Source organism: Actinophytocola sp. (genome assembly GCF_035762905.1).
Classification (GTDB): Bacteria; Actinomycetota; Actinomycetes; order Mycobacteriales; family Pseudonocardiaceae; genus DASYTH01.
The window spans coordinates 58,279-83,246 of record NZ_DASUCC010000063.1 but is presented as its reverse complement, the minus strand read 5'-3'; the positions used below and the strand labels follow the sequence as shown (position 1 = coordinate 83,246).

The following is a 24,968-nucleotide window of genomic DNA, read 5'->3' as shown; positions in this document are numbered from 1 at the left end:
ACGCCGCTGGTCGGGTTGCCGAGGTTGTCCCCATCCGGTGACGTACGGATCTGGGCCAAGCTCGAAGATCGCAACCCGACCGGTTCGGTCAAGGATCGTCCCGCCTTCTACATGATCGAGAAGGCGGAGAAGGACGGCAGCCTCCGACCCGGCTGCACGATCCTCGAGCCCACGTCCGGCAACACCGGCATCTCGCTGGCGATGGCCGCCCAGCTGAAGGGCTACCGCATCGTCTGCGTGATGCCCGAGAACACCAGCGAGGAGCGCCGCCAGCTGCTCCGGATGTGGGGCGCGGAGATCGTGTCCTCGCCGGCGGCCGGCGGGTCCAACGAAGCGGTCCGAGTGGCCAAGCAGATCGCCGCGGAGCACCCCGACTGGGTGATGCTCTACCAGTACGGCAACCAGGCCAACGCGCTCGCCCACCAGGACGGCACCGGTCCCGAGATCCTCGCCGACCTGCCGAGCATCACCCACTTCGTGGCCGGGCTGGGGACCACCGGCACCCTGATGGGCGTCGGCCGGTTCTTCCGCGAGACCAAGCCCGACGTGCGGATCGTGGCCGCCGAGCCGAGGTACGGCGAGCTGGTCTACGGCCTGCGCAACCTCGACGAGGGCTTCGTGCCGGAGCTCTACGACGCCGAGCTGATCGACGCCAGGTTCTCCGTGGGGCCGCGCGACGCCGTACGACGCACGCGTGAGCTGCTCGAGCTCGAGGGCATCTTCGCCGGCATCTCCACCGGCGCGATCCTGCACGCCGCGCTGGCCGTGGCCGAGAAGGCCGCCGGTGCGGGCGAGCGCGCCGACGTGGTGTTCATCGTCGCCGACGCGGGCTGGAAGTACCTGTCCACCGGCGCCTACAGCGGCACGCTCGACGAGGCCGCCGCCCGCCTCGACGGTCACCTCTGGGCTTGACCCTCCGCCGCCTCGGCGAGCCGCTCGAGACCGTGCAGCAGGGCGGCGCGGGTGTCCGGGTCGAGCCGGGCGAGCGCCGCGGCGAGCGCGTCCGGGCGCAGCACGGTGTCCCGTTCCACGGTGCGCCGGCCCTTGGCGGTGAGCCGGATGGCCAGCCGGCGCTCGTCGGCCGGATCCCGGGTGCGCTCCACGAACCCGCGGGCCGCGAGCGACTTGACCAGTACCGAGGTGGTGCTCTTGGGCAGCCCGAGGTGACCGGCGAGCCAGGTCAGGGCCACGCCGTCGGTGGGCACCACGTGGTGCAGCACCTGCCGCTCGTGCTGGCTCAGGTCCGGATCGTCCGGCCGGTTGAGCGCACCCCAGATCCGACGGTACAGTGTCTCGAAACGTTCAGAATCGGAACTATTCATCCTGTGGACATCATAGCCCGAGGTGATGCGTGTGATGGAGATCGTGCGGGAGGCGCGGATCGAGGCGCCGGCCGAGAAGGTTTGGGCGGTGGTGTCCGATCCTGCCCGGGCCGGCGACTGGTTCGCCTTCGCCGAGCGGGTCGAGGTGCGCGAGGGGGCGGGCGTCGGGCAGCTGCGCACCCAGCACGGCCGGTGGGGGAACAAGCCCGCGGAGGTGGACCAGGAGGTCATCGCCTACGAGCCGAACCGGCTGCTGGCCTGGCGACACCTGGCCGAGCGGCTGAACGGCAAGCCGGCGCCGAGGTTCGCCGCGTCCACCGAGTTCCGCATCGAGCTGGCGCCGGACGGCACGGCCACCACGGTCCGGCTGCGCAGCCGTCAGGAGCCGGCAGGACCGGTGCGCGGCGCCATCATGCGCCTGTTCGGCACCAAGGACGTGGCGCGCGCCATGGAGCGCTCGCTCGACCGGCTGACCACGGTGTTCTCGTAGCGCCCCTGAGGACAAGATCAGGGGTTTCACCCGATCCCGGCGATAAGGCGGACCCGTAGTCTCGAAGACGTGGACACTTTGCCAGTCGAGACTTCGGCCGAGCGGCGCCCGGTCAGCCGGATCCTGCCGCCCAACCCGCGGCAGGCGGCCATCGTGGTCGCCGGCTTCACCGTGCTGCTGTACCTGATCGAGCTGATCGACCGGGTGCTGCCGGCCAACCTCGAGCACGGTGGGATCGTGCCGCGGTCGGTGTCCGGGCTGGACGGCCTCGCCTGGGCGCCACTGCTGCACACCACCTGGGGTCATCTGCTGGCCAACACGCTGCCGGTGCTGGTGTTCGGGTTCCTGGCCATGGCCGGCGGGCTCGGCCAGTGGACCGCGGTGACGCTGACCATCTGGGTGGTCAGCGGTGTGGGTGTCTGGCTCACCGGAGCCGGTCTGACCGTCGGCGCCTCCGGGCTGGCCTTCGGCTGGCTGGCCTTCCTGCTGGTGCGCGGGATCTTCACGCGCAGCCTGCCGCAACTCGCCGTGGCCGTTGCGCTGTTCCTGTTCTGGGGCAGCATGCTGCTCGGCGTGCTGCCCGGCAATCCCGGAATCTCCTGGCAGGGCCACCTGTTCGGCGCCTTGGCCGGCGTGCTGGCCGCCTGGCTGGTCGCCGTGGCCGGCCGGCGGGCGGCCCGGGCGGCCGCGCCGGGTGCGGGCGGGGATCTCGCCGGGTGAGGCCGGCCGCGGACGCCCCGATCGGGATCTTCGACTCCGGCGTCGGCGGGCTCACCGTGGCCCGGGCCATCGCCGATCAGCTGCCGGGGGAGCGGCTGCGCTACGTGGGGGACACCGCGCACGGCCCGTACGGCCCGCTGCCGATCGCCGAGGTTCGCAGGCTGGCCCTGGACATCGCCGACGATCTGGTGGCCAGCGGAGTCAAGCTGCTCGTCATCGCGTGCAACACGGCGTCCGCCGCATGTCTGCGGGATGCCCGGGAACGCTACGACATTCCGGTGATCGAGGTCGTGGTGCCCGCGGTGCGCCGGGCCGTGGCGGCCACCCGTAACCGGCGGGTCGGGGTGATCGGCACCCTCGGAACCATCCGGTCCGGCGCTTACCAGGACGCGTTTGCCGCTGCGCCGGACGTTGCCATCACCGCCACCGCCTGTCCGCGGTTCGTCGACTTCGTCGAGCGCGGCATCACCTCCGGCCGGCAGGTGCTCGGTCTCGCCCAGGCTTACCTGGAACCGTTGCAGCAGGCCGATGTGGACACGGTGGTGCTGGGCTGTACGCACTACCCACTGCTTACCGGAGTGCTACAGATCGTCATGGGGGAAGGGGTAACGCTGGTGTCCAGCGCGGAGGAGACAGCCAAGGCGGTGGTGCGGGTGCTCACCGAGCGGGAACTGCTGGCCGGTGCCGGTATGGACGGCCAGGTCGGACTCGAGCTGGCGGCCACCGGTGCGGCCGAGCCGTTTGCCCGGTTGGCCCGACGTTTCCTCGGACCGCAATTCGCTACTGTTGCTGCGGCGCAATGATGATCACTTGTTCGACCCAGGGTATGTAAGGCTGTCCACCGTGCTCTTGACCGTGCTCGGCTGTTCCGGGAGTGCGCCCGGACCGAATGCCCCCACGTCCGGATACCTGCTCGAGGCGGATGGTTTCCAACTCGGTATCGAGTTCGGCAACGGCACGCTCGCCGCGCTGCAAGCGATCCGAGATCCGTTCCTGCTCGACGCGTTGCTGTTCTCCCACCTACATCCCGATCACTGCGCGGATTTCTCCGGTCTGACCGTGATCCGGCGCTACCATCCGGCGCCGTCCCGGGATCCGCGGGTGCACCGGCTGCCGGTCTACACGCCGGTCGAGGGTCCGGAGCGGTTCGTCGCGGCGCACAGTCCGGACGCGGAAACCGAGGCGACCACCGACCTGTCCGATGTGTACGAGTTCCACACGATCACACCCGGTACTGTCCATATCGGACCGTTCGAGATCACCGCGATCCATGCGGCACACCCGTGTGAGTCGTTCAGCTTCCGGATCTCCTGGGGCGGCCGGTCGCTGGCGTACACCGGCGACACCGGCGTCTTCGAAGGGTTGGTCGACCTGGCCACCGGTGTGGACGTGCTGCTCTCCGAGGCGTCCTGGACGCACGGCTTCGACCGCCCGACCGAGCTGCACCTGTCCGGCACCGACGCGGGGCAGTTGGCCAAGCGCGCGAACGCCGGCCGGCTGCTGGTCACCCACATTCCGCCGTGGACCGACAGCGACGCGGTGATCGCCGAGGCGCGAGCGGCGTACCAGGGTGAGGTCGTGCGGGTTCGGCAGGGCGCGAGCTACCGGATCTGACCGCGGTTCTAGGGTGGCCACGTGGCACGAAGCGATGGCAGGACCGACGAGGCGCTCCGCGAGATCACCATCACCCGGGGCTTCCAGGAGTTTCCGGCCGGCTCGGTACTGGTCGAGTTCGGCCGCACCCGGGTGCTCTGCGCGGCAAGCGTGACCGAGGGGGTGCCGCGCTGGCGGGCCGGCTCCGGGCGGGGCTGGGTCACCGCCGAGTACGCGATGCTGCCCTCCGCGACGAACACCCGCACCGACCGCGAGTCGGTGCGCGGCAAGGTGGGCGGCCGCACGCACGAGATCAGCCGGCTGGTCGGGCGGTCGCTGCGGGCGTGCATCGACCTGGCCTCCCTCGGCGAGAACACGATCATGATCGACTGCGACGTGCTCCAGGCCGACGGCGGCACCCGGACCGCGGCCATCACCGGCGGCTACGTCGCGCTGGCCGACGCGGTGACCTGGCTCGGTGCGGGCGGACGCCTCAAGGATCCGCAGCCGCTGTCCTGCGCGGTCGCCGCGGTCAGCGTCGGCGTGGTCGACGGCCGGGTGCGGCTCGACCTGCCCTACGAGGAGGACGCCCGGGCCGAGGTGGACATGAACGTGGTGGCCACCGATGCCGGCACCATCGTCGAGGTGCAGGGCACCGGGGAGGGCGCGACGTTCACCCGCTCCACCCTGGACCGGATGCTGGACCTGGCCCTCGCCGGCTGTGTCGAGATCAACCGCCTGCAGGCCGACGCGCTCGCCAAGCCCTACCCGGGCGAACTGCCCCGGGCGATGGCATGACCAAGGTCCTGCTGGCCAGTCGCAACGCGAAGAAGCTGGCCGAGCTGCGCCGCATCCTGGTGGCCGAGCAGGTGTCCGGCATCGAGGTGCTCGGACTGGACGCGGTGCCGCCGTTCCCGGAGGCGCCCGAGACCGGTGCCACGTTCGAGGAGAACGCCGCCGCCAAGGCCAGGGACGCGGTCGCGGCGACCGGGCTGCCGGCCATCGCCGACGACTCCGGGCTGGCCGTCGACGCGCTGAACGCCATGCCCGGCGTGCTGTCGGCGCGCTGGTCCGGCCGGCACGGCGACGACCTGGCCAACGTTGCGCTGGTGCTGGCCCAGCTCGGCGACGTCCCGGAGGAGCGGCGCGGCGCGGCGTTCGTCTGCGCCGCGGCCCTGGCCACCCCGGCCGGCGCGCAGACCGTGGTGCGCGCCGAGTGGCGCGGGAGCCTGACCAGGTCTCCCCGCGGCGGCAACGGTTTCGGTTACGACCCGATCTTCGTGCCGGACGGCGACACCCGTACCTCCGCCGAGCTGGACCCGGCCGAGAAGGACGCCTTGTCCCACCGCGGCAACGCCCTGCGGCTCCTGGTGCCGCACCTGCGCGGGCTGGTCTAGAGGGGCGGGGTGAGGGCCTGGGTGCCGGCGGTGACCGACTTGGTGGCCACCCGCCAGGGCACGGCGCGCGGGTGCTGGGTGAGCACGACGACGACGTAGCGCCAGTTCTCGCCGACCAGGCCGCTGGTGTGCACCACGATGTCGGTGCGGCTGTTGGACCAGCCCTGCTTGATGGCCCAGGGTGCCTTGAGCGCGCTGGGAATGCCGAAGTACTGGTCGAACCCGTCCGCGGCCTGCTGTGGTGCGGTGGCCAGCGAGTCGATGATCAGTGCGCGCTCGGGGTGCGGCAACCTGGTGATCACGAACCGGTAGACGCGCGCCACGTCGTGCGGGGTGAGCAGCACGTCGCCCCACTGCCCGGCGTTCTGCGGCGGTTGGGTGCCGGTGAGGCCGAGCGACTCGCTGGTCCGCCGGATGATCGCCGGCCCGTCGCCGCGCACCCACAGCCAGCTGGCGATGTCGTCGTCGCTGACCCGGAGCATGGTGCGGATCCGGTCCTGCACCCGGGCGTCGGCGCCCTGGGCCAGCGCGTCGATCGCGATCAGCAGCTTGACCAGCGAGGCCGAGCGGAACTGCCGGTCCGGTTCGATCGCCAGCAGCTCGGTCCCGGTGGTCAGGTCGACCACCTCGACGCCGACGGTGGCCGCGGGGTCGACCGACTTCACCGCGGCGGTCACCGCCGCCGGGTCGATACCGGGCGCCGCCTGCATCGGTTGCGGCGCGGGCGATTCGCTGGTCGTGGTGGTGGTGCTGACCGGTGGGGTCGCGGTGGGCGGTTCGGGTGCGGGTTGCCTCGGGGCCGTGCAGCCGGTCAGTCCGACGGCAAGCGCCACGAGCAGGGTGCGTCCAGACTTGGTTCGCATGCCTGGAAAACGGCGGCGCCACCGGCAAGGTTGACGCGTTCGCGAGGCAACCTTTCGCACGTTCCAGGGTTACGCCGGGCGGTCCGGAAAGGTTGCCTCGCGGGGTTGTTCCATACGATTTCGACAGGTTGTCAGCCGGTGATGTCCTTGCGGAGCTTGGCGACGTGGCCGGTGGCGCGGACGTTGTAGAGCGCCTTGGCGATCTTGCCGTCCGGGTCGACGACGAAGGTGGACCGGATCACGCCGGTGATCGTGCGGCCGTAGCTCTGCTTCTCGCCGTAGGCGCCCCAGGCGCTCAGCACGGAGCGGTCCTCGTCGGCCAGCAGGGGGAAGTTCAGGCTCTCGTCCGCGGCGAACTTGGCGAGCTTGGCCGGCTTGTCCGGGGAGATGCCAAGCACGTCGAACCCGGCCTCGTTCAGCTCGGCGAGGTTGTCCCGGAAGTCGCAGGCCTGCTTGGTGCACCCGGGCGTGCCGGCGGCCGGGTAGAAGTACACGACGACCGTGCGGCCGCGGTAGTCGGACAGCGAGACGGGCTTTCCGGTGCTGTCCGGAAGGGTGAAGTCGGGCGCGGGGTCGCCCTCGGACAACCGCTTCTGATCACTCATGCCACCGACGCTAGCGTGCCGGTCCGGCATCGCTCACACCGTGCCCTGGTACACGGTCATCCGGCTGCCGGCCAGCGCATCCGGCTGCACGATCAGCCGGAACGCCGCGGGCTCGGCCGGCAGCGCGAACGCCACCGCCACCCGCACGTTGTGCCCGGGCGGGACCTCTTCCGTGGCGCTCACCAACCCCGTGTAACCCTGCGTCGAGTCGATCACCTGGATCGCCGTCGCCCCATCGGAGGTCGCGGTCACCGAAAGCTGCGCCGGCCGGTAGACCGACGTCCGCTCGTTGTCGATCACCACGTCGAACGCCACCGCTCGTGGCGCCCGCGGCGAGGCCGCCTCGGTCGGGGTGAACACCTTCGGCGCCGACACCGTGACCGACAGCCCGTTCTCGGTCACCTGCCGCGGCGCCGACTGCCGGGTACTGGTCGCCCCGGCGAACTCGAGGGACCCTCCGGGCGCGTCGGGCACCGCCCCCACCCCACATCCAGCCAGTAGGGTCGCCGCACAGAGGACGGCCGCAAGCCTGACTCGATTCACGTAGGGCTTCTTTCGCAGAAGGTGTTGCCCTACACCTTGCGGGTCCGACGGCCATTAAGCTGCCCATGTTGACCCGTTGAGTCGCACCTGTAGCCAATCTGTGACCGTTGGCCCACCTACGGTGATGCCCCGCCCACGCCCGATCACCCGGCCAGCACGAAGAAGGTCACGAACAACGCGACGGCCAGGCACCACCCGGCCAGCAGCCACCCGAAGTCCCGCAGCGGCGACACCACCCGGTTGTCCTCGCCGGGCACATACACCCCCCGCTCCTCCCAGCGGTCCACCATCCGCTGCAACACACCCCGCACCCGCACCCCCGCACCCTAACTCGGCCACCCCCACTACGCTCCCCCCAAACCCACCAAGGGGCCGTAGCCCAACAGGCAGAGGCACTGGATTTAGGTTCCAGCCAGTGGGGGTTCGACTCCCCCCGGCCCCACCGGTGCGCCAGTGGGCACACCTCTGGCTGTTCGGTACCCGGCCGGCTCCGGCACGGGCGCCGACAATTCTGACTAGGGCAAAGACTGGGCCGGTTGCCAATTGCCATCGGTGCACACTTAGGTATTCGGTGCTCTGCTTCGTGTGGGAATCTGTTCGATCGGTCGAGTAACTGGGCTTTTGGGGTTGCGCCTTGTACCCAATGCTGCGGGTGGCGTAGGTTGATAGGCGGTTCGGGCGGCATGGAATGGACCTAATGGCGTAATACTAAGGTGGTGCGAGCGGGCTATCGTTCGGAACGTGGTTAGTTGGCTACGATTTGTCCCAATGATCAGACGGCCTGCAGGAGCGCAGTGTGGAGTCGCCGGACTGGGTCCCCAACGGTATTGACGTTACTGTGCCGAATGCGGCGCGGATGTACGACTACGCGTTGGGCGGGTATCATAATTTCGCAGTGGACCGGGAATTTGTGGAGCGGGCCGAGAAGGCCATCCCCGGGGCCACGCTGGTCGCACATATGAATCGGGCGTTCTTAGGGCGTGCGGTTCGGTGGTTGGCCGGCCAGGGGATCAGGCAGTTCCTGGACATCGGGTCGGGTATTCCGACGTTGGGGAACGTGCACGAGATCGCGCTGGCGGCGGCGCCGGATGCGCGGGTGATGTACGTCGATCTCGATCCGGTCGCCGTGGCGCACAGTCGGGCGATCCTCGCTGGCCAGCCCCGGGTCGGGGTGTTGGAGGCGGATGTGCGGAAGCCCCAGTCGATCACCGATCATCCGGATGTGACGGAGCTGCTGGACTTCTCCGAACCGGTCGCGGTGTTGCTGGTCGCCGTGCTGCATTTCGTGCCCGATGACGACGACCCGGCCGGGATCCTCGGTTGGTTGCGGGATGCGATGGTTGGCGGCAGCTATATCGTGCTTTCGCATGGGGCTCCGGTGCCGGAGCTGGGCGGCGAAGTGGACACCTTGAAGAAGTTGTACAAGCAGACGCCGACGCCCTTGCATTTGCGCTCGAGCGAACAAATAGCGCACCTGCTCAGCGGGCTGGACGTGGTCGAGCCCGGCATCGTGCCGATCTCCGAGTGGCATCCCGACCCGAACGATGGGGACCCCGCGCCGCACCAGGCGTTGCTGGCCGCCGCCGGTCGGACCAGGTGAACGGGGCGGCCATGGGTATGGATGAAGTGCCGGGGGCCAGACGCCGGGAACGCCTCGTACAGGCCTGGGTGAAGGCCATCGTCGGGACCGCGTTCGTGCCGGGTGGCCGGGAGCGGGTCCGCGCCGTCGTCGAGGATTCGCTGCGGCGGCTGGCCGAAGCGCTGGCCGCGGAGCCGTTCGAACCGGCGGTCGGCTACCACGTCGGCGCCGATCTCGTGGCCGCCGAGATCTCCGCCCCCCAGGCGCTCGGCGACACCGTCGCCCTGCTCAGCCATGAACTGGTTCCCCGGCTGGGCATTACCGACCCGCGCGCACCGAAGCGGCTCGCCATGCTGCTCGGCAGGTTGGCCGTCGGATTCACCGAGTCGATGCGCAGTGTGGCGCTCACCGCCGCGGAGGACATCAACCGCGCCGAGCGGGCGGCCTGGCGGGACCGGCAGTTGCGGCTGAACAACCGGCTGCAGCGGGCCCTGCTGTGCGAGCAGCTGACCGGACTGCCCAACCGGGCCCGGCTCACCAGCCGGCTGGACGCGGTGCTCGAGGACCCGGCGATCGACCGGATCGGCATCTGCCTGATCAACCTGGACACGTTCAAGGCGGTCAACGACAGCTTCGGGCACGACAACGGTGACCAGGTCCTGCGCGACGTCGGGCACCGGCTGCGGGCCGTCGCCGGACGGTTCGGACACTTCCTGGCACATCTGGGCGGCGACGAGTTCGTCATCCTCGTCGAGGACATCGTCAGCGCCGACGACATGACGAAGGTGGCCGACCTGGCCCTGGCCACGCTGCGCGAACCGTTCCGGTTCAACGGCCATCGGGTGTCGCTGTCGGCCAGCGCCGGTGTCGTGGAACAGGTCACCATTGACCTGCAACCCGCCGAGCTGCTGCGCACCGCGGAGATCACCCTGAGCTGGGCCAAGAACCACTCCCGTGGCCGCTGGGCGACCTTCGACAAGGACCGCTACTCCAGTGAGCTGCACCGGCAGTCCCTGATCAAGGCGATGCCGCGGGCCATCGCGCGCGGCGAGTTCACGCTGGCCTACCAGCCCCTGGTCCGGCTCGCCGACCGTCAGGTCGTCGGGGTCGAGGCGCTTGCCCGCTGGAACCATCCGGTGCACGGCGCGATCAGCCCGGCCCAGTTCATCGCGCTCGCCGAGACCACCGGGCTGATCGAGCCGCTCGGCCGGTCGCTGCTGGAGCGGGCGTGCCGCCAGGCGGTCACGTGGCGGCACTTCTACGACGGCCCGTTCCTGGTCAGCGTCAACCTCGCCGTCGCGCAGCTGCACGATCCCGACTTCGCCGCCACCGTCGCCAGCACACTCGACCGCACCGGGCTGGCCCCGCACGAGCTCCAGCTCGAGATCACCGAGAGCGCGATCATCGGCGTCAGCGACGCGGTCGACGTCCTGCACACCCTTGCCCGCAGCGGTGTTCGCCTGGCCATCGACGACTTCGGCACCGGCTACTCGTGCCTGGCCTACCTCGCCGAACTGCCCGTGCACGCCGTCAAGCTCGCTCCCGGGTTCCTCGCCGGCATCGACGACACCGAGCCGGGGCACCGCAACACCAAGATCCTGCCCACGCTCATCGACCTGGGCCACGAGCTCGACCTCACCGTCACCGCCGAAGGCGTGGAGACCCAGGCCCAGGCCGAGCGACTGACCGCACTCGGCTGCGACCTCGGCCAGGGCTTCCACCTCGGCCGCCCGACCACCCCCGCGCAGGTCACCGAACTGCTCGGTTGCTGACCGGCAAGCTGGACCGGCCGATGGGGCGGCTCGGCGTGGGCGATACGGCACGTCCGTGACGAAGCCAGGGCAAAATACGGCCCGCCGGGCGGATAGCCCGGCGGGCCCACACCCCCGGGTCAGGCGCTGGAGAAGCCGAACTCGACCCAGTTGAGGTTGACCAGACCGGTGGCCGGGCCGCCGGTCACGGTGGTGAACACCAGGTAGAGCCGGTGCGTGCCGGCCGCCGCCGACACCGGGATACCGGTGGTCGTCCAGCTGTTGTTGCCGGTGGTGGCCGGCAGCACGCCGGTGGCGACCAACGGCCCGGTGGGGGAGTCGAGCCGGATCTCCACGCCGGCACGCGGGGTCCCCGCGGTGGCGCCGGAACCGCCGGAGTGCCGGACCGACAGCGTGCCGACCCCACCCAGGTCGATCGGATCGAAGGCGACATGATCGCCAGGGTCGACCGAGGTGAGGTGCAGTCCGCCGCCGGTGTCCGAGCTCACCGTCGGCTCGGTGCCCCGCTGCACCTGCGCGTGCTCGGCCTGCTGGCGCGGCAGTTGGATGACCGCCTGGCTGATCGTGGTCAGCGGCGGCTGGCCACCGGCACCGAGGTCGGTGTAGGACGCGCTGATCCCGCCGTAGAGGTAACCGCCGGCATGGTCGGCGCCGTCGGGGGGCGTCGGCAGCGTGCCGGTACAGCCGGTGGTGGAGGTCTGGCCGTGCCCGTGGCCGTCATGGCCGAGCACGAACGTGACCGTCACCCGGGCGCAGTCGACCGGCCCGTCCTCGGGATCGGTGACGTTGACGGTGAACGGAACCGTGTCGCCCCAATTGAAGAACGAGCCCGCCGACGGCGCGGTGACGGTCACCGCCGGCGCGGTGTTGCCGACGGTGATCGTGCGGGTGAGCACGGCCGCCTTGCCGGTGGAGTCGGTCACCGTGAGCCGCGCGGTGTAGGTCCCGTTGGCGGCGTAGGTGAACGTCGGGTTGGCCTCGGTGGAGTCGACGGTGCCGTCACTGGTGAAGTCCCAGGCGATCGAGATGGACTCGCCGGGGTCCGGATCGTGCGATCCCGCGCTGGAGAATCGCACGGTCAGCGGCGCCGGCCCGGAGGTCGGGGACGCGTCCAGCACCGCGACCGGTGACCGGGTTCCCTTCACATACCGGAACACCGACAGCTGCGCGTCCGGGTTCGGGCGGAAGAACCCGTCGCCGTACTCCAGCATGTACAGGTTGCCGTCCGGGCCGAACTCCATGTCCATCGGGTTGTCGAACACGAAGCCGGGCAGGAACTGCTCGACGCCGGTCAGCCCGCCGCGCCCGTCGGTGCGCATCATGAACACCTTGTCCCGGGTGAACTCCCCGAACACGACGGCCTTGTCGTAGTAGGCCGGGAACTTCGTCGTGGACGGCGATGCGGCGTTGAACTGGTAGATCGGCCCGCCCATCGGTCCGACTCCGCCGGTGCCGATCACCGGCCAGGAGAAGCCGCACGCCGTCGGCGGGTTCTGCAGATAGGCCCCGGCACACGGGGTGCGCGCCTCGTAGGTGTACCAGAACTGCGGCTGCACCACCGCCGGCAGGACCGTCCGGCCGGTGTTGCGGAACGAGTCGTTGACCGGTGCGCCGCAGTTGAACGGCGCACCCGAGGTGCGGGTGACGAAGTCGAAGTCGATGTAGGGCAGGCTGGGCGAGTAGCAGTACGGCCAGCCGTAGTTGCCCGGCCGGTCGGTGGCGAACCACCTTCCGATGCCCTCCGGCCCACGGGTCGGGCTCGGCGTGCGGGAGTCCGGGGAGTAGTCGCCGATGTAGACCATGCCGGAACTGTCCACATCGAACCGGAACGGATTGCGCAGCCCCATCAGGAAGATCTCCGGCCGGGTCTTGCCGTCGAAGTCCTCCGCCTCGGGGAACAGGTTGCCGTTGGGGACGGTGTAGGTGCCGTTGGGCCGGACCCTGACCCGCAGCAGCTTGCCGCGCAGGTCGTTGGTGTTGCCGGCGGACCGTTGCGCGTCGTAGCCGGGTGCCTGGGTCGGGGACTCGTTGATCGGGGTGAACCCGTCCGACCCGCCGGCGTTGGTGTCGTCGCCGGTGACCAGGTACAGCAGACCGCGCCCGTCGAACTTGATCTCACCGGCCACGTGGCAGCACAGCCCGCGGTCGGTGTCGACCCGCAGGATCTGTTGTTCGGTGCTCATGTCCAGGTGCGGCGTGGGGGTCTCCACCAGCTTGACCCGGGAGAGTTGGTTGTAGCCCTTGAAGGGAATCCACACGCTCGGGTCCGGGCTGGTGATCGGTGCGTCGCCCTCGTTGACGCCCGGCGTGGCCGGGTTGTCCACCGGGGTGTTCAACGGTGGCGCGTAATAGATGTACACCCACCGGTTGGTCGCGAACTCCGGATCGATCGCCACGGACTGCAGGCCGTCCTCGTCGTGCGCGTACACCGGAACCGTGGTGATCACCGGGCTGGCGCCGGATGCCGGGTCGTAGAGCCGGATCTGGCCGCCGCGGGTGTTGTGCAGCACCCGGCCGTCGGGCAGCACGGCCAGCGACATCGGTTCGCCGGGCTCGTCGTTGAGCGTGACCTTCTCGTAGTTGCCGAGCACGGTCGCGCCGCAGTCACCGGGCACCGCGCCGGCCGCCCACTGGATGCCGCCGAGCAGGTGCCGGCGCACCGCGGCCGCGCGATAGGACTCGATGGAGTGGCCGAGGCCGGTGTACCAGGACCGGCCGCCGACATGATCGGCGCACCAGGCGATGGGGTGGTCGAAACCCATGGTGCCGCCGGCGAACGAGCGCTCGTCCGCGGTGGCCAGCACGTGCCGCGCGCCGCGCACGTTGGCCGCGAAGTTGTACCACTCCTCGGTCAGCGTCACGTTGCGCGGCACCGACGCGGTGGACGGGTGGACGCGGTCGGCAACCGCCACGTTGCCCTGGCTCACGCCGGTGACGCCGGCCACCCGGGTGCCCACCAATCCTTGGTAGAACGCCCAGTCCGGCTCGGTCTCGGCGGCGGCGTGCACGCCGACGTAGCCGCCGCCGGCCCGGATGTAGCCCTCGAAGGCGTTTTCCTGGGTCGGGTTGAGCACATTGCCGGTGGTGTTGAGGAACACCACCGCGTCGAAGCGGGCCAGGTTCTCCGGAGTGAACGCGGCGGCGTCCTGGGTCACGGTGACCCCGAAACCGTTGTCCCGGGCCAGTGCCCGGATGGCCTGCACACCGTCCTGAATGGACGGACGGCGCACGCCGGCGGTCTTGGTGAAGACCAGTACCTGGAAGGAGGGTTCGGCCGGTTGGGCCGCGGCGGCGGTGTCGGCGAGGGTGGTGATCGAGGAGGCGAGGACGAGGCTGGCGGCGCCGGCCAGCCATCGCCGCCATAACTGGCGGGCCATGGGTTCCTCCGAAAAAGCTTGCAGGGCGAGGAGGTCAGCGGCGGTAGATGGTCAGCTCGGACATGTTGGTGTAGCTGAGCGCGGCGAAGTTCATCGACTGCCCGGGGTTGGCCGCGCCGCCCGGTGCGGTGTCCTGCTCCCAGTTGGCGTGGTGGAAGTCCTGCTCGCCGATGGTCTGGAAGAACTGCTGGAAGTTGATGTCGCCCTCGCCGAGCGGGACCATGTCGTGCCCGTTGGGCACGTTCGGGTTGCGGTCGCCGTCCTTGGCGTGGAACAGCGGGAACCGGGTGGTGCGCGGGGCCACGGTCAGGATCGGGTCGAACAGATCGGTCTGCTGCCGGCCGAACCGGTCGGTGTAGGTCTGGTGCTTGAACCGGGCGACGTTGGCCCAGAAGATGTCCATCTCGAAGAACACGTAGCGCGGGTCGGTCTTGCCGAAGAAGTACTCCAGCCGGCGGATCCCGGACGAGCGGGTGGGCCTGCCGTTGGCGTCCAGCGGGCCGGTGTCCAGCAGGAAGCTGTAGGCCACGTCGTGGTTGTGCGTGTAGAGGCGCAGGCCGCGCGCCCGGGCCCGGCGGCCGAGTTCGTTCCACACGTCGGCGGCGGCGTCCCAGTCGGACTTGAACGCGCTGTTGGTCGGGTCGGCGCCGGTGCCGATGTTGCGCATGCCCAGTTCCTGGGCGATGTCCATCTGCTGCTCGAACGTCTGCGGGTTGATCGTCACGTGCGTGCCGTTGGCGACCAGTCCGTTGTCGTCGAGGATCTGGCGGATCTCCCGAGGAGTGATCTGCCGGCCGAGGATCGCGGTGTTCTGGTTGTAGCCGGCGAACTCGATCTCCTTGTAGCCGATCTGGGCCAGCCGGGTGAGCACCTGCGCGAAGCCGAACGGCACCCCGGTGTTGTCCGGCGGCGCGCTGATCCGGTCCCGGACGCTGAACAGGATGATTCCGCGGTTGCGCGCCGGGATCAGCGGTTCGACCCGCAGCCGGTCGTGCCGGTTGTGCTCCTCGTTCGCGAGCGCCGGGCGGGCGGTGGCCAGTACGGGCATTCCGGCCGCGCCGAGCAGGGCGGCGGCACCGGCCGATGCGGTGAACACGTCGCGGCGGGTGAATCGGGGGGATCTGGGCTGGTTGCCGTCCATCGTTGGGCGCCACCTCTCTACAAACGCGGTTCGCGCCGCAGTCGAGCGGCGGCCCCCGACCTGGCCTGCCTTCCTCGAAATGTCCCTCGGACGGTAACTACTTTTGACGAAAATGTGAAGACTTTTGTCTGGTCAAGACCAATTATGGATTTACTTTCTGCTTTCAGACACTGAAGTGTGGCCAGTGGGCCGAATGTGGTGACGGTGGGTGACAGGCTCGGCGGTCGTCGCGGCCCGCGTCAGCGGGCCGGCAGGCCGGCGCGGGTCAGGACGGCGGCGAGGATCACCAGCACGCTGAGGACCGTGGTGGGGAAGGTGGTGTCGGCGATCGGGAGCAGCGTGATCGCGCCGAGGCCCGCGGCGACCACCGCGATCACGATCAGCGACCACAGCCGGGCGGCCCGGGCGCGGGCGGCGGCGCCGGGCGTGCCGAGGGCGGAGCGGACCGACAGCAGCAGCACGGCCAGCAGAACCAGTGCCGCCGCGCACAGGATCTCCTGGATCAGCAGTGGGACCGCGACGTCGAACGGCGCGGTGTCCACCAGGGCCGGGACGATCAGCGGGCGCAGCAGGGCGATGCCGAGCGCGCAGGCGAGGAACAGCGACGCCGCGGCCGCGCAGAAGGTGCGCAGCCGCGACGTCGCCGGTGTCCAGTTAGGACGCTGGGGTCCAGTCACTCTTGTCGCCGTCCCGTACGCTGCCGTCGGCCAGTGCGCCGGCGGTTGCCGGCGGCCAGCTGTCGCTGGCGAACGATCCGTTCAACGTGGTCTGCTGTTCCAGCTTGGCCTTCTTGGCATCCAACGCGTTGGAGAAGTCGAGCGCCAGTTTGACCGCGGCGCCGATGAAGGTGACCGAGAAACCGAGCGCGGCGATCAGCGACGGCACGGCGCCGACCACGGTCGCGGCGCCGATCGCGCAGCCGACCATCGAGGCGATGTAGGCACCGACCGCAACGGCCAGCCCGACCCAGAAGTTGCGCAGCGCGTCGGCGATCTCGTTCAGCGTGGTCTGCACGCTGTCGGTGATGGTCTTGACGTCGGCGAGCGCCTTGGTCTGGTTGCCGACGACCTGGGTGTACCGGGTCGCCGCGGTGCCGCTCCACTGGCCGGTGCTGGCCAGCTGCGCCGGGGTCAGCAGCCCGGCCTGCTCGCTGGCCGCGCCGCCCACCTCGGTGTTCCAGTCGCTGGCCACCTGGCGGACCGCGCTGGCCGAGCCGCGCTCGGTGTAGAACTGCCAGATCTTGTCCAGCGCCTCGGTGACCTTGCCGGACAGGTTGTTGAACGCGTCCTTGACCGGACCCTCGAGGAATCCCGGCAGGATCCCGAGAACGTGGTTCACTCCGTCGACGATGTCGTTCCAGATCTCCCGGAGCCGGTCGACGGCGTCCCGGACCGCGGCGACGGCGTCTTCGAACGCGGTGTCAATGACGGGGGCGGTCATGCGGGGTCAGCCTCCAGCCTCGGTGATGGTGTGGGCACCCTCGGCGTCCTCGCGCTGGTAGGTGTCGGCCACCTCGCGCAGCGTGCTGGACAGGGCGTCGAACTCGGTGGCGCCGCCGGTGATCAGCCCGCTGAGCTTCTGTTTCAGCGCGTCGTAGGCCGCGATCACCCCGCGTTCCTGGGCGGCGACGCCGAGCTTGTCCGACCCGAGCACCAGCCCTTCGGAGGTCCGGGCCGCGGTTTCCATGGCGTCGGAGGCGGTTCCCCATTTGGTCGCGTCCGAGCGCAGCGTGTCGCAGGCGACCTCTACCGGTGTGGTCATACGGATTTCTCTTTCCTGGTCAGGAAAGCCCGAGCTGTTTGCTCAGGGCGGCTGGATCGGCGGCCAGTTCCTGCAGCCGGGCGATGGACGGCGGCGGGCGCACCGCCGCCACGTCCGCGGCCGCGGTCTCCCGCCCGGCGGCCTGCAATGCGCCGAGCGCCTCGGCGCGCACCTCGGTATATCGGGCGAAGGTCGCCCAGCCGACGTCCACGGTCACGTCCGACACGTGCCCGGCGGTCATCGTCACCTCGATCTTTCCGTTGACACCCCGGGTTTCCGCGACGGTGTGCGCCGCCTCGGTGAGCCGCTCGCGGTAGCTGCGCAGGTCCCGGTCGAACCGGGCGAGCAGTTCGACGACCTCGTTCACCAGGTCCTGGGCCACCTGGCTGGACGGATCGCCGCCGGCGTCCCGGGCATCCCGGCGGGCCACCGCCGCCGGCTCCTCGGGCGAGAGATCGGCGTGCTCGAACCGGTCGGCCAGCCAGTGGGTGAGCGCGTTGTTCGCGGCGATCCGCAGGGCCGGGCCGAGCTCCCGGGGATGCACGGTGTCCTGCCAGGTCGCCGGGATCCGGACGTCGGCCACCTGGCCCGACCCATCGACGGTGACCGTGATGACCCCGCTGTCGTCGGCGCCCTCGAAGTCGTCAGACATGTCGGGTCGGAGTGATCCGCGGCACGGTTGGTTCCGGTTACCGGCGGAACGTTTTCGATCACAAATCGTCCACAGTCGATCGGGACTGGCTGATTTGTCCAATGGGGTCGGGTGTGTCCGCCGGCAGGATGTCCGTTATGAGCACGAAGTTGGTGGCCAGCGGCACGTTCGAGATCGGCGAGTGGGACGAGGAGGTGTTCGACGACGGGGCCGGCGCCCGGCTCGGCCGGACCCGGTTGACCAAGACCTTCGCCGGCGATCTCGAGGCAACCAGCGTCGTGCACATGCTCGCGGTGAGCGTGCCGGTGGACGGGGACCTCCAGGGCGTGGCCTACGTCGCGGTGGAGCGGGTCACCGGCACGCTCGGCGGCCGCACCGGCGGCTTCGTGCTGACCCACGTCGCCGGCGAGGCGCACGGGATGAAGGTGGCGGTCGTGCCCGGCTCCGGCACGGGTGACCTGCGCGGAATCACCGGAGAGTGCACGCTTGTTCGGCATGCGAACGGCTCGCACACGTACGCATTCGATTACGCGTATTGACCATCACGCGCGGAAGGTGTACTCCAGGAAAGGAGTTTTGTCGAATGTAGACATCTCCCCGGCGGAGGTCAGCGTGGCCCGAAGCACCGACACCGATCCCGTGCCCGTCCCCGACACCGAGGTGCATGCCATCGGGGTCAGCCGGCCGCCGCTGGGGGTGGACGACTTACCGCAGCCCGAGGAGGTCTTCAAGACCAAGTCCGGCCGGCTCGGCACCCTGCAGATCATCCAGTTCGTGATCGGCCCCAGCCTGATCGCCCTTGGCATCTCGATCGGCAGCGGTGAGTGGCTGCTCGGCCCCCAGGCGGTCGGCTCGTTCGGTTTCGTCGGCATCGGCTGGGTCATCACCGTTTCCGCCATCCTGCAGACGTTCTACAACGTCGAGGTGTCCCGCTACGTGGTGGCCACCGGCGAGGTTCCGGTGGTCGGCTGGGGCCGGGTGCCGCCGGGCTGGAAGTTCTGGGTTCCGGTGTCCCTGCTGGTGTTCTACTTCGCCTTCATCTTCGGCGGCTGGGCGGCCGCCGCCGGTCAGGGCCTGTTCGCGCTGATCACCGGCCGGGTGCACACGGCGGACGAACTGGAGTACACCCGGCTGCTCGCCATCGCGCTGCTGCTGCTGGTGTTCCTGATCACCGTGCTGGCCCGCAAGGTCTCCCGCACGCTGGAGCTGACCAACTGGTTCCTGGTCGGCGCGCTGCTCCTGATCCTGATCATCGTGGATCTGGCGATCGTGCCGTTCTCCGTTTGGTGGGACGGAATCCGTGGCCTGCTCACCCCGGCGGCACCGCCGGCCGGCATCACCGCGACCACCCTCGGCGCCCTCGCCGGGTTCACCGCACTGGCCTCCGGCCTGAACTGGTACGCGATGAACCACTACCGGGACAAGGGCTACGGCATGGGCCACAAGGTCGGGTTCATCTCCGGGATGCGCGGTGAGAAGACGGAGATCCAACCGGTCGGCGTGACGTTCCGGGACACGCCGGAGAACGCGGCGCGCTGGAAGCGGTGGTACGGGCTGCTGAAGGTCGACCAGTGGATCGTGTTCTTCATCGGGGCCATGCTCGGCATGCTGCTGCCCACGATCCTGATGGCGCACGTGGTGGCCACCAGCGGGGAGCGGCCGACCACCGCGAACGTGCCCACCTTCACGGCGGAAAAGCTCGGCGAGCAGTACGGCCAGGGCATGTTCTACCTCATGCTGACCGTCGGGGTGTTCATCCTGTTCTCCACCCAACTCGGCATCTTCGAGGCGCTGGTGCGCAACTTCACCGACTCGGTGCACGCGGTCAGCCCCAGGATGCGCCGGGTGCTCGACGGTGACCCGCGGAAGTTCTACTACCCGTACATGCTCATCGTGCTTGCGGTGATCGCCGGCGCGATCCACCTGGCCACGCCGGTGAAGCTGGTGCAGATCTCGGCGAACATGTCGAACCTTGGCGCGCTGATCTTCCCGTTCATGTTGATGTACCTGAACACCAAACTGCCCAAGGCGGCCAGGCCGCGGTGGTGGCACCATCTGTTCCTGGTGCTGAACTTCCTGTTCTTCGGGTTCTTCTTCGTGAACTTCGTCTACGAGTTCTTCAGCGGCTCTGCGCTGGTGAAGTTCTGACCGCCGGGAACGTGTCGCGCAGGATGGCCAGCAGGGTGTTCGCCAGCAGCAGCTGGACATGCTCGCGCGGCATGGTCTCCCGGACCAGCCACTCCCGGGCGGCGGCCTTCACCAGGGCGCCGTAGCTGCGGATCATCGCGCGCAGCTCCTCGCGGTGCGCGACGACGTTGGCCAGGTCGACGGCCTCGAGGATCCGTTCGGCCGCGATGTCGTCCGCCTCGGCCAGAATGCGGTCCACCTCGGGGTCGTCGCCGACGCCCTCGGCGCCGATCGCGGCCAGCCAGGTTTTGGGGTGCAACGAGACCATGTCCAGGAACCAGGTGACCGCGCCGTCCACCCGCTGCTCGAGCGAACCCTTCGGCAGCCGGCGCACCGCGTGCTCGGGCATGGTCACCATGCGCCGCACCACCTCGAGATAGAGGTCGCGTTTGGTGCCGAAGTAGTGGTTGATCAGGCCGCGGGCCACCCCGGCCTCGCGGGCCAGCTCGGTGGTGGACACGGCGGAGTACGGCCGCTCACCGAACAGCTTGATCGCGCAGGCGAGGATCTGCTGGCGGCGTTGGTCGGGCTCCAGCCGGCGCCAGCGCGGCGCGGGCACCGTCATCTGACGACAACCTGGTAGTCCGCCAGGTCCAGCGTTTTGGTCCGCCGGTCGTACTCGCTGACCAGACCGGGCCAGTTGGTGGACACCCGCCCGCCGTCCTCCCGGTACCAGCTGCGGCACATCGACCAGACGCTGCGGGCCAGCCGGCGCTGCACCTCGGCGTCGAAGTGGTCGGCCACCTCCGGCCGAACGTCCACATAGGACGTTCCGGCGGCGATGTGCTCGACCGCCTGGCGGATGTACCGGGCCTGCCGCTCCAGCATGTAGATGATCGAGCCGCAGCCGAGGTTGGTGTTCGGCCCGTACATCAGGAACATGTTGGGAAATCCCGGAACCGACATGCCCAGGTAGGCCCGGGCGCCGTCGCTCCAGTACTCGCGAAGATCGCGGCCGGCCAGGCCGAGCACCTTCATCGGGCCGAGGAACTCGGTGGTGCGGAACCCGGTGGCGTAGATGATCACGTCGGCCGGGTGCTCGACGCCGTCGCCCGTGCGCACCCCGCCGGGCGTGATCTCCGCGATCCGCCCGGTCTCGAGTCGCACGTTCGGCGCGGCCACCGCGGGGTAGTAGTTGCTGGCGAACAGCACCCGCTTGCAGCCGGCCGGGTGGTCCGGGGTGAGCTTCGCGCGCAGCTCGCGGTCCTTGATCTGCCGGGCGCGCAGCGCCGCCGAGAGCCACTCCACCGCCTTGGTGATCGCCCGGTTGCCCTTCAGGCCGACCGTGGCGAACTCGCACAGGCCCCAGAAGAACGCCCGCTCGGCCAGCTGGGTGCGGGGCAGCCGCCGGTACATCGCGTGCTGCCAGGGCCGGTAAACGGTGTCGGTCTTGGGCACGATGTACGGCGCGGTCCGCTGGAACAGGGTGAGCCGCGCCACCTTCGGCTGGATCAGCGGGACGAACTGGATCGCGCTGGCCCCGGTCCCGATCACCGCGACCCGCTTGCCGGTCAGGTCCGTCCCGTGGTCCCACTCGGCCGAGTGGAACGCCGGGCCGGTGAACCGCTCCCGGCCGGCCAGGTTCGGCCAGGCCGGCCGGGACAGCTGCCCGACGGCGGGGATGAGCACGTTCGCCTCGTAGGTCGCGCCGGTCGCGGTCTCCACCCGCCACAGCCCGCGGTCGGCGTCGAACGCCGCCGCGGTGACCTCGGTGTTGAACCGGATCAGCCCGGTGACGCCGTACTTGTCGGCGGTGCGGCGCAGGTACTCCTGGATGTCGGCGCGCAACGAGAACCGCATCGGCCAGTCGGGCTTGGGCTCGTAGGAGTAGGAGTAGTACGGCGACGGGATGTCGCAGCCGGCCCCCGGATAGGTGTTCTCCCGCCAGACGCCGCCGATGTCGGCCGCCTTCTCCAGCAGCACGATGTCGCGGAACCCGGCGCGCCGCAGCTCGATGGCCATCCCGATGCCCCCGAAGCCGGTCCCGATGATGAGCACGGATGGCGCGCCGTTGGCTGGCATCTGGCCCCTCCGGATCTGTTGGCGAGCGGTCAACAGATGCTACCGGCGCCCGCCGCACCCGCGGGGATCACCGGTGATCTACCGTGAGCCAAAGGCAGGGAGCCGAGGAGGACGACGTGGCCCGCGATCCGGACACCATTCAACGTGACATCGAGCAGGCACGCGAGGCACTGGCCTCGACCCTCGACCGGCTCGGCAACCAGGCCAACCCGAAGAAGCTGGCGGAGAACGCCAAGGCGAGCGTGGTGGCCAAGCTGGACGACCCGAAGATCAAGTTTCCGCTGATCGGGCTCGGTGTACTGGTGGCGCTGTTAATGCTGCGCCGGCTGTTCCGCTAGGTCGGTTGCGTCCGTCGCGGCGGCGCCGTCGCCGCTGGACTCCTCGGCCAGCGGCGCGCGCGGACCCGGGGTCTTCCTGGCCGGCGCCGCGGGCTCGGCCGGCGCCGGTTCCGCGGTGGTCATCCGCGCGGTCAGGTAGGCGGTGGTGAACTCGAGCGCGTCGCCGCCAAGCAGGTGCACCACGACGCGCTTGGCCTCGCCCGGCGCCAGCTCCTCGACCAGCTGGTCGGCCCGGTCCCGGGCGGCGATGATTCCCGGCGCGGTCCCGGTCAGCCGCTGGTCGCCCCTGCGGACCGTGACGGTCCAGTCGTCGCCGTCCGGAACGTAGTTCGCCTCGATCGGATCACCCATTTCCGTCCACCCCTCCGGTCGGTTCCGTGCCCCTGCAGGACGCACTCAACCCGACAAGAGCCCGGTCCGCAGTCGCAGATAGGTCCGGAGCCGGAATTATCGATCAAGTGGGGGACCCGAGCCGGTCCCGCAGCCCGTACCAGAGCAGATCCATGACGTACTCGGCCGCCTGCTTGGCCGACACGTCCTCCTGCTGCACGTACCAGATCGACAGCCGCTCGCAGGCGCCGACGATGATCTGCGCCGCGGCCTCCAGGTCCCGTGCGGGAGCGTCCGGGCGGTAGCTGGCCAGCAGCGCGGCGTCCAGCGCGGTCTGCTGCGCCCGGATCGCCTCCAACTCGTCCGCGGCGGCCTGGCCGGCGACGGCCACCTCGCGGCGCAGCAGCTCCCAGGCCCGCCGGTGCGTGTCGGTGAACTCGAAGAAGGCCACCAGCCCGGCGCGCAGCGCGTCCTCGGCCGAGGCGGCGTCGCGCACCGACTCGGTGGTCACGGCCAGCAGGTCCGCCCGTGCCTGCCGGATGCACGCGACGAACAGGCCCTCCTTGGACCCGAAGTACTCGTAGAGCATCGGCTTGGAGACCCCGACCCGGTCGGCGATCTCGTCCATGGCCGCGGCCTGGTAGCCGCGCTCGGCGAACAGCTCCTCGGCCACGGCGATCATCTGCCGCTCCCGCTCGGCGCGGGGCATCCGGCGCCGGCGTTCGGTGTCCATGGCCGGACTCTACCGCAAGTAACCTTACTTCAAGTAAGGTAGACCCTCGGTAACACCTGATCGGAGGGCGGCGGATGGGCGAGCGATTCGAGACCGGCGTGGTCGTGATCGGCACCGGGTTCTCCGGCCTCGGCATGGCGATCCAGCTCCGCCGGGACGGACGCGAGGACTTCGTCGTGCTGGAGAAGGCCGACGACGTCGGCGGAACCTGGCGGGACAACACCTACCCGGGCTGCGCCTGCGACGTGCAGTCGCACCTGTACTCGTTCTCCTTCGAGCAGAACCCGAACTGGACCAGGTCGTTCTCCCCGCAGCCGGAGATCTGGGACTACCTGCGCCGGGTCACCGACGCCTACGACCTGCGCCGGTCGATCCGGTTCGGCACCGAGGTGACCGGGGCCCGATGGGACGCCGACGAGGCGCGCTGGCACGTGGCCACCGCGACCGGCGCCGAGTACGTCGCCCGGTTCCTGGTCGCCGGCACCGGCGCGCTGCACATCCCGAACATCCCGGACCTGCCCGGGCTGGACACGTTCACCGGCGCGGCGTTCCACTCGGCCAACTGGGACCACGGCTACGACCTGCGTGGCAAGCGGGTGGCCGTGGTCGGCACCGGGGCCAGCGCCATCCAGTTCGTGCCGCGGATCGCGCCCGACGTGGCCGAGCTGCACCTGTTCCAGCGCACTCCGCCGTGGATCATGCCCAAGCCCGACCACGACGTTCCGGCCTGGGCCCGGACCGTGTTCAACCGGGTGCCGGGCGCCCAGCGGGCCTACCGGAACCTGCTCTATTGGCTGCTCGAGTCGCGTGCGCTCGGCTTCAACGGACACCCGGCCATGCTGCGGCTCGGCCAGCGCGTCGCCCGGTGGCACCTGGAGCGCTCGATCACCGATCCCGCGCTGCGCGCCGCGCTCACCCCGGACTACACCATGGGCTGCAAGCGGGTGCTGATCGCCAACGACTTCTACCCGGCGCTGAACCGGCCCAACGTGCACCTGGTCACCGGTGGGGTCAGTGCGGTGACGCCGACCGGAGTGGTGGACGCGGCCGGGGTCGAGCGGCCGGCGGACGCGATCATTTTCGGCACCGGCTTCCACGTGACCGACGGCTTCGACTACCTCAACCTGATCGGTCGGGATGGCCGAGATTTGGCCAAGGAATGGCGTTCCGGGGGGATCCAGACGCATCTGGGGATCACCGTGGCCGGCTACCCCAACCTGTTCCTGCTGCTCGGGCCGAACACCGGGCTCGGGCACAACTCCGTGGTGTTCATGATCGAGTCGCAGATCCGGTACGTGGCCGGGGTGATCGGGCTGGCCGAGCGAGCCGGGGCCGGCGCGGTGGAGGTCCGGCAGGGTGCGCAGGACCGGTTCCAGGCCGCGATCCAACGAAAGCTGGCCGAGGGCGTGTGGAGCACCGGCGGCTGCACGAGCTGGTACCTGGATGCCAAGGGCGTGAACCGAACCATCTGGCCGGGCTTCACCTGGCGGTACTGGATGCGCACCCGCCGCGTCGACCCGGCCGACTACCAACTCGCCTAACC

28 protein-coding genes and 1 tRNA gene are annotated in these 24,968 nt (G+C 69.9%); 14 read left to right on the top strand and 15 right to left on the bottom strand.

Annotated elements, in window-relative coordinates:
* Positions 1-912: cysteine synthase (locus tag VFV67_RS12595; RefSeq protein WP_326469814.1), on the top strand; the 912-nt coding region annotated here is incomplete at its 5' end.
* Here VFV67_RS12595 and VFV67_RS12590 read toward each other — a convergent pair.
* Positions 897-1,322 carry a MarR family winged helix-turn-helix transcriptional regulator gene (locus tag VFV67_RS12590; RefSeq protein ID WP_326469812.1) on the bottom strand — a complete coding sequence of 142 codons (426 nt, stop codon included), beginning with the start codon at positions 1,320-1,322 and terminating at the stop codon, positions 897-899. The genes VFV67_RS12595 and VFV67_RS12590 overlap by 16 nt on opposite strands.
* Positions 1,323-1,347: 25 nt before the next feature.
* Between VFV67_RS12590 and VFV67_RS12585 the strand changes: the two genes are divergently transcribed.
* The 6 genes from VFV67_RS12585 to rdgB all read left to right on the top strand — a co-directional run bounded on the left by VFV67_RS12585 (position 1,348) and on the right by rdgB (position 5,522).
* Entirely contained in the window at positions 1,348-1,812 is a 465-nt protein-coding gene (locus VFV67_RS12585; RefSeq protein ID WP_326469820.1) for an SRPBCC family protein, read from the top strand.
* 69 nt (positions 1,813-1,881) lie between these two features.
* Positions 1,882-2,532: a rhomboid family intramembrane serine protease gene (locus tag VFV67_RS12580; RefSeq protein ID WP_326469810.1), complete on the top strand. Its 651-nt coding sequence runs from the start codon at positions 1,882-1,884 to the stop codon at positions 2,530-2,532.
* Positions 2,529-3,335 (top strand): glutamate racemase, encoded by an 807-nt coding sequence (gene murI / locus VFV67_RS12575; protein WP_326469809.1) that lies wholly within the window; start codon positions 2,529-2,531, stop codon positions 3,333-3,335. The genes VFV67_RS12580 and murI overlap by 4 nt, the downstream gene beginning before the upstream one ends.
* 40 nt (positions 3,336-3,375) lie before the next feature.
* Entirely contained in the window at positions 3,376-4,146 is a 771-nt protein-coding gene (locus tag VFV67_RS12570; RefSeq protein WP_326469818.1) for an MBL fold metallo-hydrolase, read from the top strand.
* Between the two features lie 21 nt (positions 4,147-4,167).
* Positions 4,168-4,923 (top strand): ribonuclease PH, encoded by a 756-nt coding sequence (rph, locus tag VFV67_RS12565; RefSeq protein ID WP_326469807.1) that lies wholly within the window; start codon positions 4,168-4,170, stop codon positions 4,921-4,923.
* Entirely contained in the window at positions 4,920-5,522 is a 603-nt protein-coding gene (rdgB, locus tag VFV67_RS12560) for an RdgB/HAM1 family non-canonical purine NTP pyrophosphatase (protein ID WP_326469805.1), read from the top strand. The genes rph and rdgB overlap by 4 nt, the downstream gene beginning before the upstream one ends.
* On the opposite strand, the gene VFV67_RS12555 is transcribed toward rdgB, so the two are convergent.
* The 4 genes from VFV67_RS12555 to VFV67_RS12540 form a co-directional block, all read right to left on the bottom strand.
* Entirely contained in the window at positions 5,519-6,385 is an 867-nt protein-coding gene (locus tag VFV67_RS12555; RefSeq protein WP_326469803.1) for a serine hydrolase, read from the bottom strand. The genes rdgB and VFV67_RS12555 overlap by 4 nt on opposite strands.
* A 131-nt stretch (positions 6,386-6,516) precedes the next feature.
* Entirely contained in the window at positions 6,517-6,990 is a 474-nt protein-coding gene (gene bcp, locus VFV67_RS12550; RefSeq protein WP_326469800.1) for a thioredoxin-dependent thiol peroxidase, read from the bottom strand.
* A 33-nt stretch (positions 6,991-7,023) separates the two neighbouring features.
* Positions 7,024-7,464, bottom strand: coding sequence for a hypothetical protein (locus tag VFV67_RS12545; RefSeq protein ID WP_326469798.1), 441 nt, complete (start codon positions 7,462-7,464; stop codon positions 7,024-7,026).
* Positions 7,465-7,676: 212 nt separating this feature from the next.
* Positions 7,677-7,850 (bottom strand): hypothetical protein, encoded by a 174-nt coding sequence (locus tag VFV67_RS12540; protein ID WP_326469822.1) that lies wholly within the window; start codon positions 7,848-7,850, stop codon positions 7,677-7,679.
* Between the two features lie 51 nt (positions 7,851-7,901).
* On the opposite strand from VFV67_RS12540, the gene VFV67_RS12535 reads away from it, so the two are divergent.
* The 3 genes from VFV67_RS12535 to VFV67_RS12525 all read left to right on the top strand — a co-directional run bounded on the left by VFV67_RS12535 (position 7,902) and on the right by VFV67_RS12525 (position 10,884).
* Positions 7,902-7,975 (top strand) — tRNA-Leu (locus VFV67_RS12535).
* A 354-nt stretch (positions 7,976-8,329) separates the two neighbouring features.
* Positions 8,330-9,133, top strand: a complete 804-nt coding sequence (locus tag VFV67_RS12530; RefSeq protein WP_326469796.1) for an SAM-dependent methyltransferase — start codon at positions 8,330-8,332, stop codon at positions 9,131-9,133.
* 11 nt (positions 9,134-9,144) lie between these two features.
* A complete protein-coding gene (locus VFV67_RS12525) occupies positions 9,145-10,884 on the top strand; it encodes a bifunctional diguanylate cyclase/phosphodiesterase (protein WP_326469795.1) in 1,740 nt (579 codons plus the stop codon).
* A 119-nt stretch (positions 10,885-11,003) separates the two neighbouring features.
* On the opposite strand, the gene VFV67_RS12520 is transcribed toward VFV67_RS12525, so the two are convergent.
* From VFV67_RS12520 to VFV67_RS12495, 6 genes are all read right to left on the bottom strand, one after another.
* A complete protein-coding gene (locus VFV67_RS12520; protein ID WP_326469793.1) occupies positions 11,004-14,261 on the bottom strand; it encodes a ThuA domain-containing protein in 3,258 nt (1,085 codons plus the stop codon).
* Between the two features lie 34 nt (positions 14,262-14,295).
* Positions 14,296-15,402 carry a sugar phosphate isomerase/epimerase gene (locus tag VFV67_RS12515; protein ID WP_326469791.1) on the bottom strand — a complete coding sequence of 369 codons (1,107 nt, stop codon included), beginning with the start codon at positions 15,400-15,402 and terminating at the stop codon, positions 14,296-14,298.
* Between the two features lie 239 nt (positions 15,403-15,641).
* A complete protein-coding gene (locus VFV67_RS12510) occupies positions 15,642-16,079 on the bottom strand; it encodes a hypothetical protein (protein WP_326469789.1) in 438 nt (145 codons plus the stop codon).
* Positions 16,057-16,842 (bottom strand): hypothetical protein, encoded by a 786-nt coding sequence (locus VFV67_RS12505; protein WP_326469787.1) that lies wholly within the window; start codon positions 16,840-16,842, stop codon positions 16,057-16,059. The genes VFV67_RS12510 and VFV67_RS12505 overlap by 23 nt, the downstream gene beginning before the upstream one ends.
* A gap of 6 nt (positions 16,843-16,848) precedes the next feature.
* Positions 16,849-17,163: a type VII secretion target gene (locus VFV67_RS12500; RefSeq protein WP_326469785.1), complete on the bottom strand. Its 315-nt coding sequence runs from the start codon at positions 17,161-17,163 to the stop codon at positions 16,849-16,851.
* 19 nt (positions 17,164-17,182) lie between these two features.
* Positions 17,183-17,815, bottom strand: a complete 633-nt coding sequence (locus tag VFV67_RS12495) for a hypothetical protein (protein ID WP_326469782.1) — start codon at positions 17,813-17,815, stop codon at positions 17,183-17,185.
* Between the two features lie 137 nt (positions 17,816-17,952).
* On the opposite strand from VFV67_RS12495, the gene VFV67_RS12490 reads away from it, so the two are divergent.
* Together VFV67_RS12490 and VFV67_RS12485 are read left to right on the top strand one after the other, a co-directional pair.
* Positions 17,953-18,354: a DUF3224 domain-containing protein gene (locus tag VFV67_RS12490; RefSeq protein ID WP_326469780.1), complete on the top strand. Its 402-nt coding sequence runs from the start codon at positions 17,953-17,955 to the stop codon at positions 18,352-18,354.
* Between the two features lie 73 nt (positions 18,355-18,427).
* Complete coding sequence (locus tag VFV67_RS12485) at positions 18,428-19,963, top strand: Nramp family divalent metal transporter (RefSeq protein ID WP_326469779.1); 1,536 nt, start codon at positions 18,428-18,430, stop codon at positions 19,961-19,963.
* Here VFV67_RS12485 and VFV67_RS12480 read toward each other — a convergent pair.
* Together VFV67_RS12480 and VFV67_RS12475 are read right to left on the bottom strand one after the other, a co-directional pair.
* The gene (locus VFV67_RS12480; protein ID WP_326469778.1) at positions 19,935-20,567 is read right to left on the bottom strand and encodes a TetR/AcrR family transcriptional regulator; all 633 of its coding nucleotides are present in this window, start codon (positions 20,565-20,567) and stop codon (positions 19,935-19,937) included. The genes VFV67_RS12485 and VFV67_RS12480 overlap by 29 nt on opposite strands.
* Positions 20,564-22,024, bottom strand: coding sequence for an NAD(P)/FAD-dependent oxidoreductase (locus tag VFV67_RS12475; RefSeq protein ID WP_326469777.1), 1,461 nt, complete (start codon positions 22,022-22,024; stop codon positions 20,564-20,566). The genes VFV67_RS12480 and VFV67_RS12475 overlap by 4 nt, the downstream gene beginning before the upstream one ends.
* A 116-nt stretch (positions 22,025-22,140) precedes the next feature.
* On the opposite strand from VFV67_RS12475, the gene VFV67_RS12470 reads away from it, so the two are divergent.
* Positions 22,141-22,362, top strand: coding sequence for a DUF3618 domain-containing protein (locus VFV67_RS12470; RefSeq protein ID WP_326469816.1), 222 nt, complete (start codon positions 22,141-22,143; stop codon positions 22,360-22,362).
* Here the strand turns inward: VFV67_RS12470 and VFV67_RS12465 are convergent.
* Positions 22,336-22,713: a hypothetical protein gene (locus VFV67_RS12465; RefSeq protein WP_326469776.1), complete on the bottom strand. Its 378-nt coding sequence runs from the start codon at positions 22,711-22,713 to the stop codon at positions 22,336-22,338. The genes VFV67_RS12470 and VFV67_RS12465 overlap by 27 nt on opposite strands.
* 103 nt (positions 22,714-22,816) lie before the next feature.
* Complete coding sequence (locus tag VFV67_RS12460; RefSeq protein ID WP_326469774.1) at positions 22,817-23,425, bottom strand: helix-turn-helix domain-containing protein; 609 nt, start codon at positions 23,423-23,425, stop codon at positions 22,817-22,819.
* 74 nt (positions 23,426-23,499) lie between these two features.
* Here VFV67_RS12460 and VFV67_RS12455 point away from each other — a divergent pair, with 74 nt between their 5' ends.
* Positions 23,500-24,966 (top strand): NAD(P)/FAD-dependent oxidoreductase, encoded by a 1,467-nt coding sequence (locus tag VFV67_RS12455; protein ID WP_326469772.1) that lies wholly within the window; start codon positions 23,500-23,502, stop codon positions 24,964-24,966.
* Positions 24,967-24,968 lie beyond the last annotated feature (2 nt).

Bases quoted from the DNA above. Each gene is read 5' to 3' on its own strand.
- VFV67_RS12590 (WP_326469812.1), bottom strand. From the start codon at position 1,322: ATGAATAGTTCCGATTCTGAACGTTTCGAGACACTGTACCGTCGGATC.
- VFV67_RS12585 (WP_326469820.1), top strand. From the start codon at position 1,348: ATGCGTGTGATGGAGATCGTGCGGGAGGCGCGGATCGAGGCGCCGGCC.
- rdgB (WP_326469805.1), top strand. From the start codon at position 4,920: ATGACCAAGGTCCTGCTGGCCAGTCGCAACGCGAAGAAGCTGGCCGAG.
- VFV67_RS12555 (WP_326469803.1), bottom strand. From the start codon at position 6,385: ATGCGAACCAAGTCTGGACGCACCCTGCTCGTGGCGCTTGCCGTCGGA.
- bcp (WP_326469800.1), bottom strand. From the start codon at position 6,990: ATGAGTGATCAGAAGCGGTTGTCCGAGGGCGACCCCGCGCCCGACTTC.
- VFV67_RS12525 (WP_326469795.1), top strand. From the start codon at position 9,145: ATGGGTATGGATGAAGTGCCGGGGGCCAGACGCCGGGAACGCCTCGTA.
- VFV67_RS12520 (WP_326469793.1), bottom strand. From the start codon at position 14,261: ATGGCCCGCCAGTTATGGCGGCGATGGCTGGCCGGCGCCGCCAGCCTC.
- VFV67_RS12515 (WP_326469791.1), bottom strand. From the start codon at position 15,402: ATGGACGGCAACCAGCCCAGATCCCCCCGATTCACCCGCCGCGACGTG.
- VFV67_RS12505 (WP_326469787.1), bottom strand. From the start codon at position 16,842: ATGACCGCCCCCGTCATTGACACCGCGTTCGAAGACGCCGTCGCCGCG.
- VFV67_RS12500 (WP_326469785.1), bottom strand. From the start codon at position 17,163: ATGACCACACCGGTAGAGGTCGCCTGCGACACGCTGCGCTCGGACGCG.
- VFV67_RS12495 (WP_326469782.1), bottom strand. From the start codon at position 17,815: ATGTCTGACGACTTCGAGGGCGCCGACGACAGCGGGGTCATCACGGTC.
- VFV67_RS12490 (WP_326469780.1), top strand. From the start codon at position 17,953: ATGAGCACGAAGTTGGTGGCCAGCGGCACGTTCGAGATCGGCGAGTGG.
- VFV67_RS12480 (WP_326469778.1), bottom strand. From the start codon at position 20,567: ATGACGGTGCCCGCGCCGCGCTGGCGCCGGCTGGAGCCCGACCAACGC.
- VFV67_RS12475 (WP_326469777.1), bottom strand. From the start codon at position 22,024: ATGCCAGCCAACGGCGCGCCATCCGTGCTCATCATCGGGACCGGCTTC.
- VFV67_RS12465 (WP_326469776.1), bottom strand. From the start codon at position 22,713: ATGGGTGATCCGATCGAGGCGAACTACGTTCCGGACGGCGACGACTGG.
- VFV67_RS12460 (WP_326469774.1), bottom strand. From the start codon at position 23,425: ATGGACACCGAACGCCGGCGCCGGATGCCCCGCGCCGAGCGGGAGCGG.
- VFV67_RS12455 (WP_326469772.1), top strand. From the start codon at position 23,500: ATGGGCGAGCGATTCGAGACCGGCGTGGTCGTGATCGGCACCGGGTTC.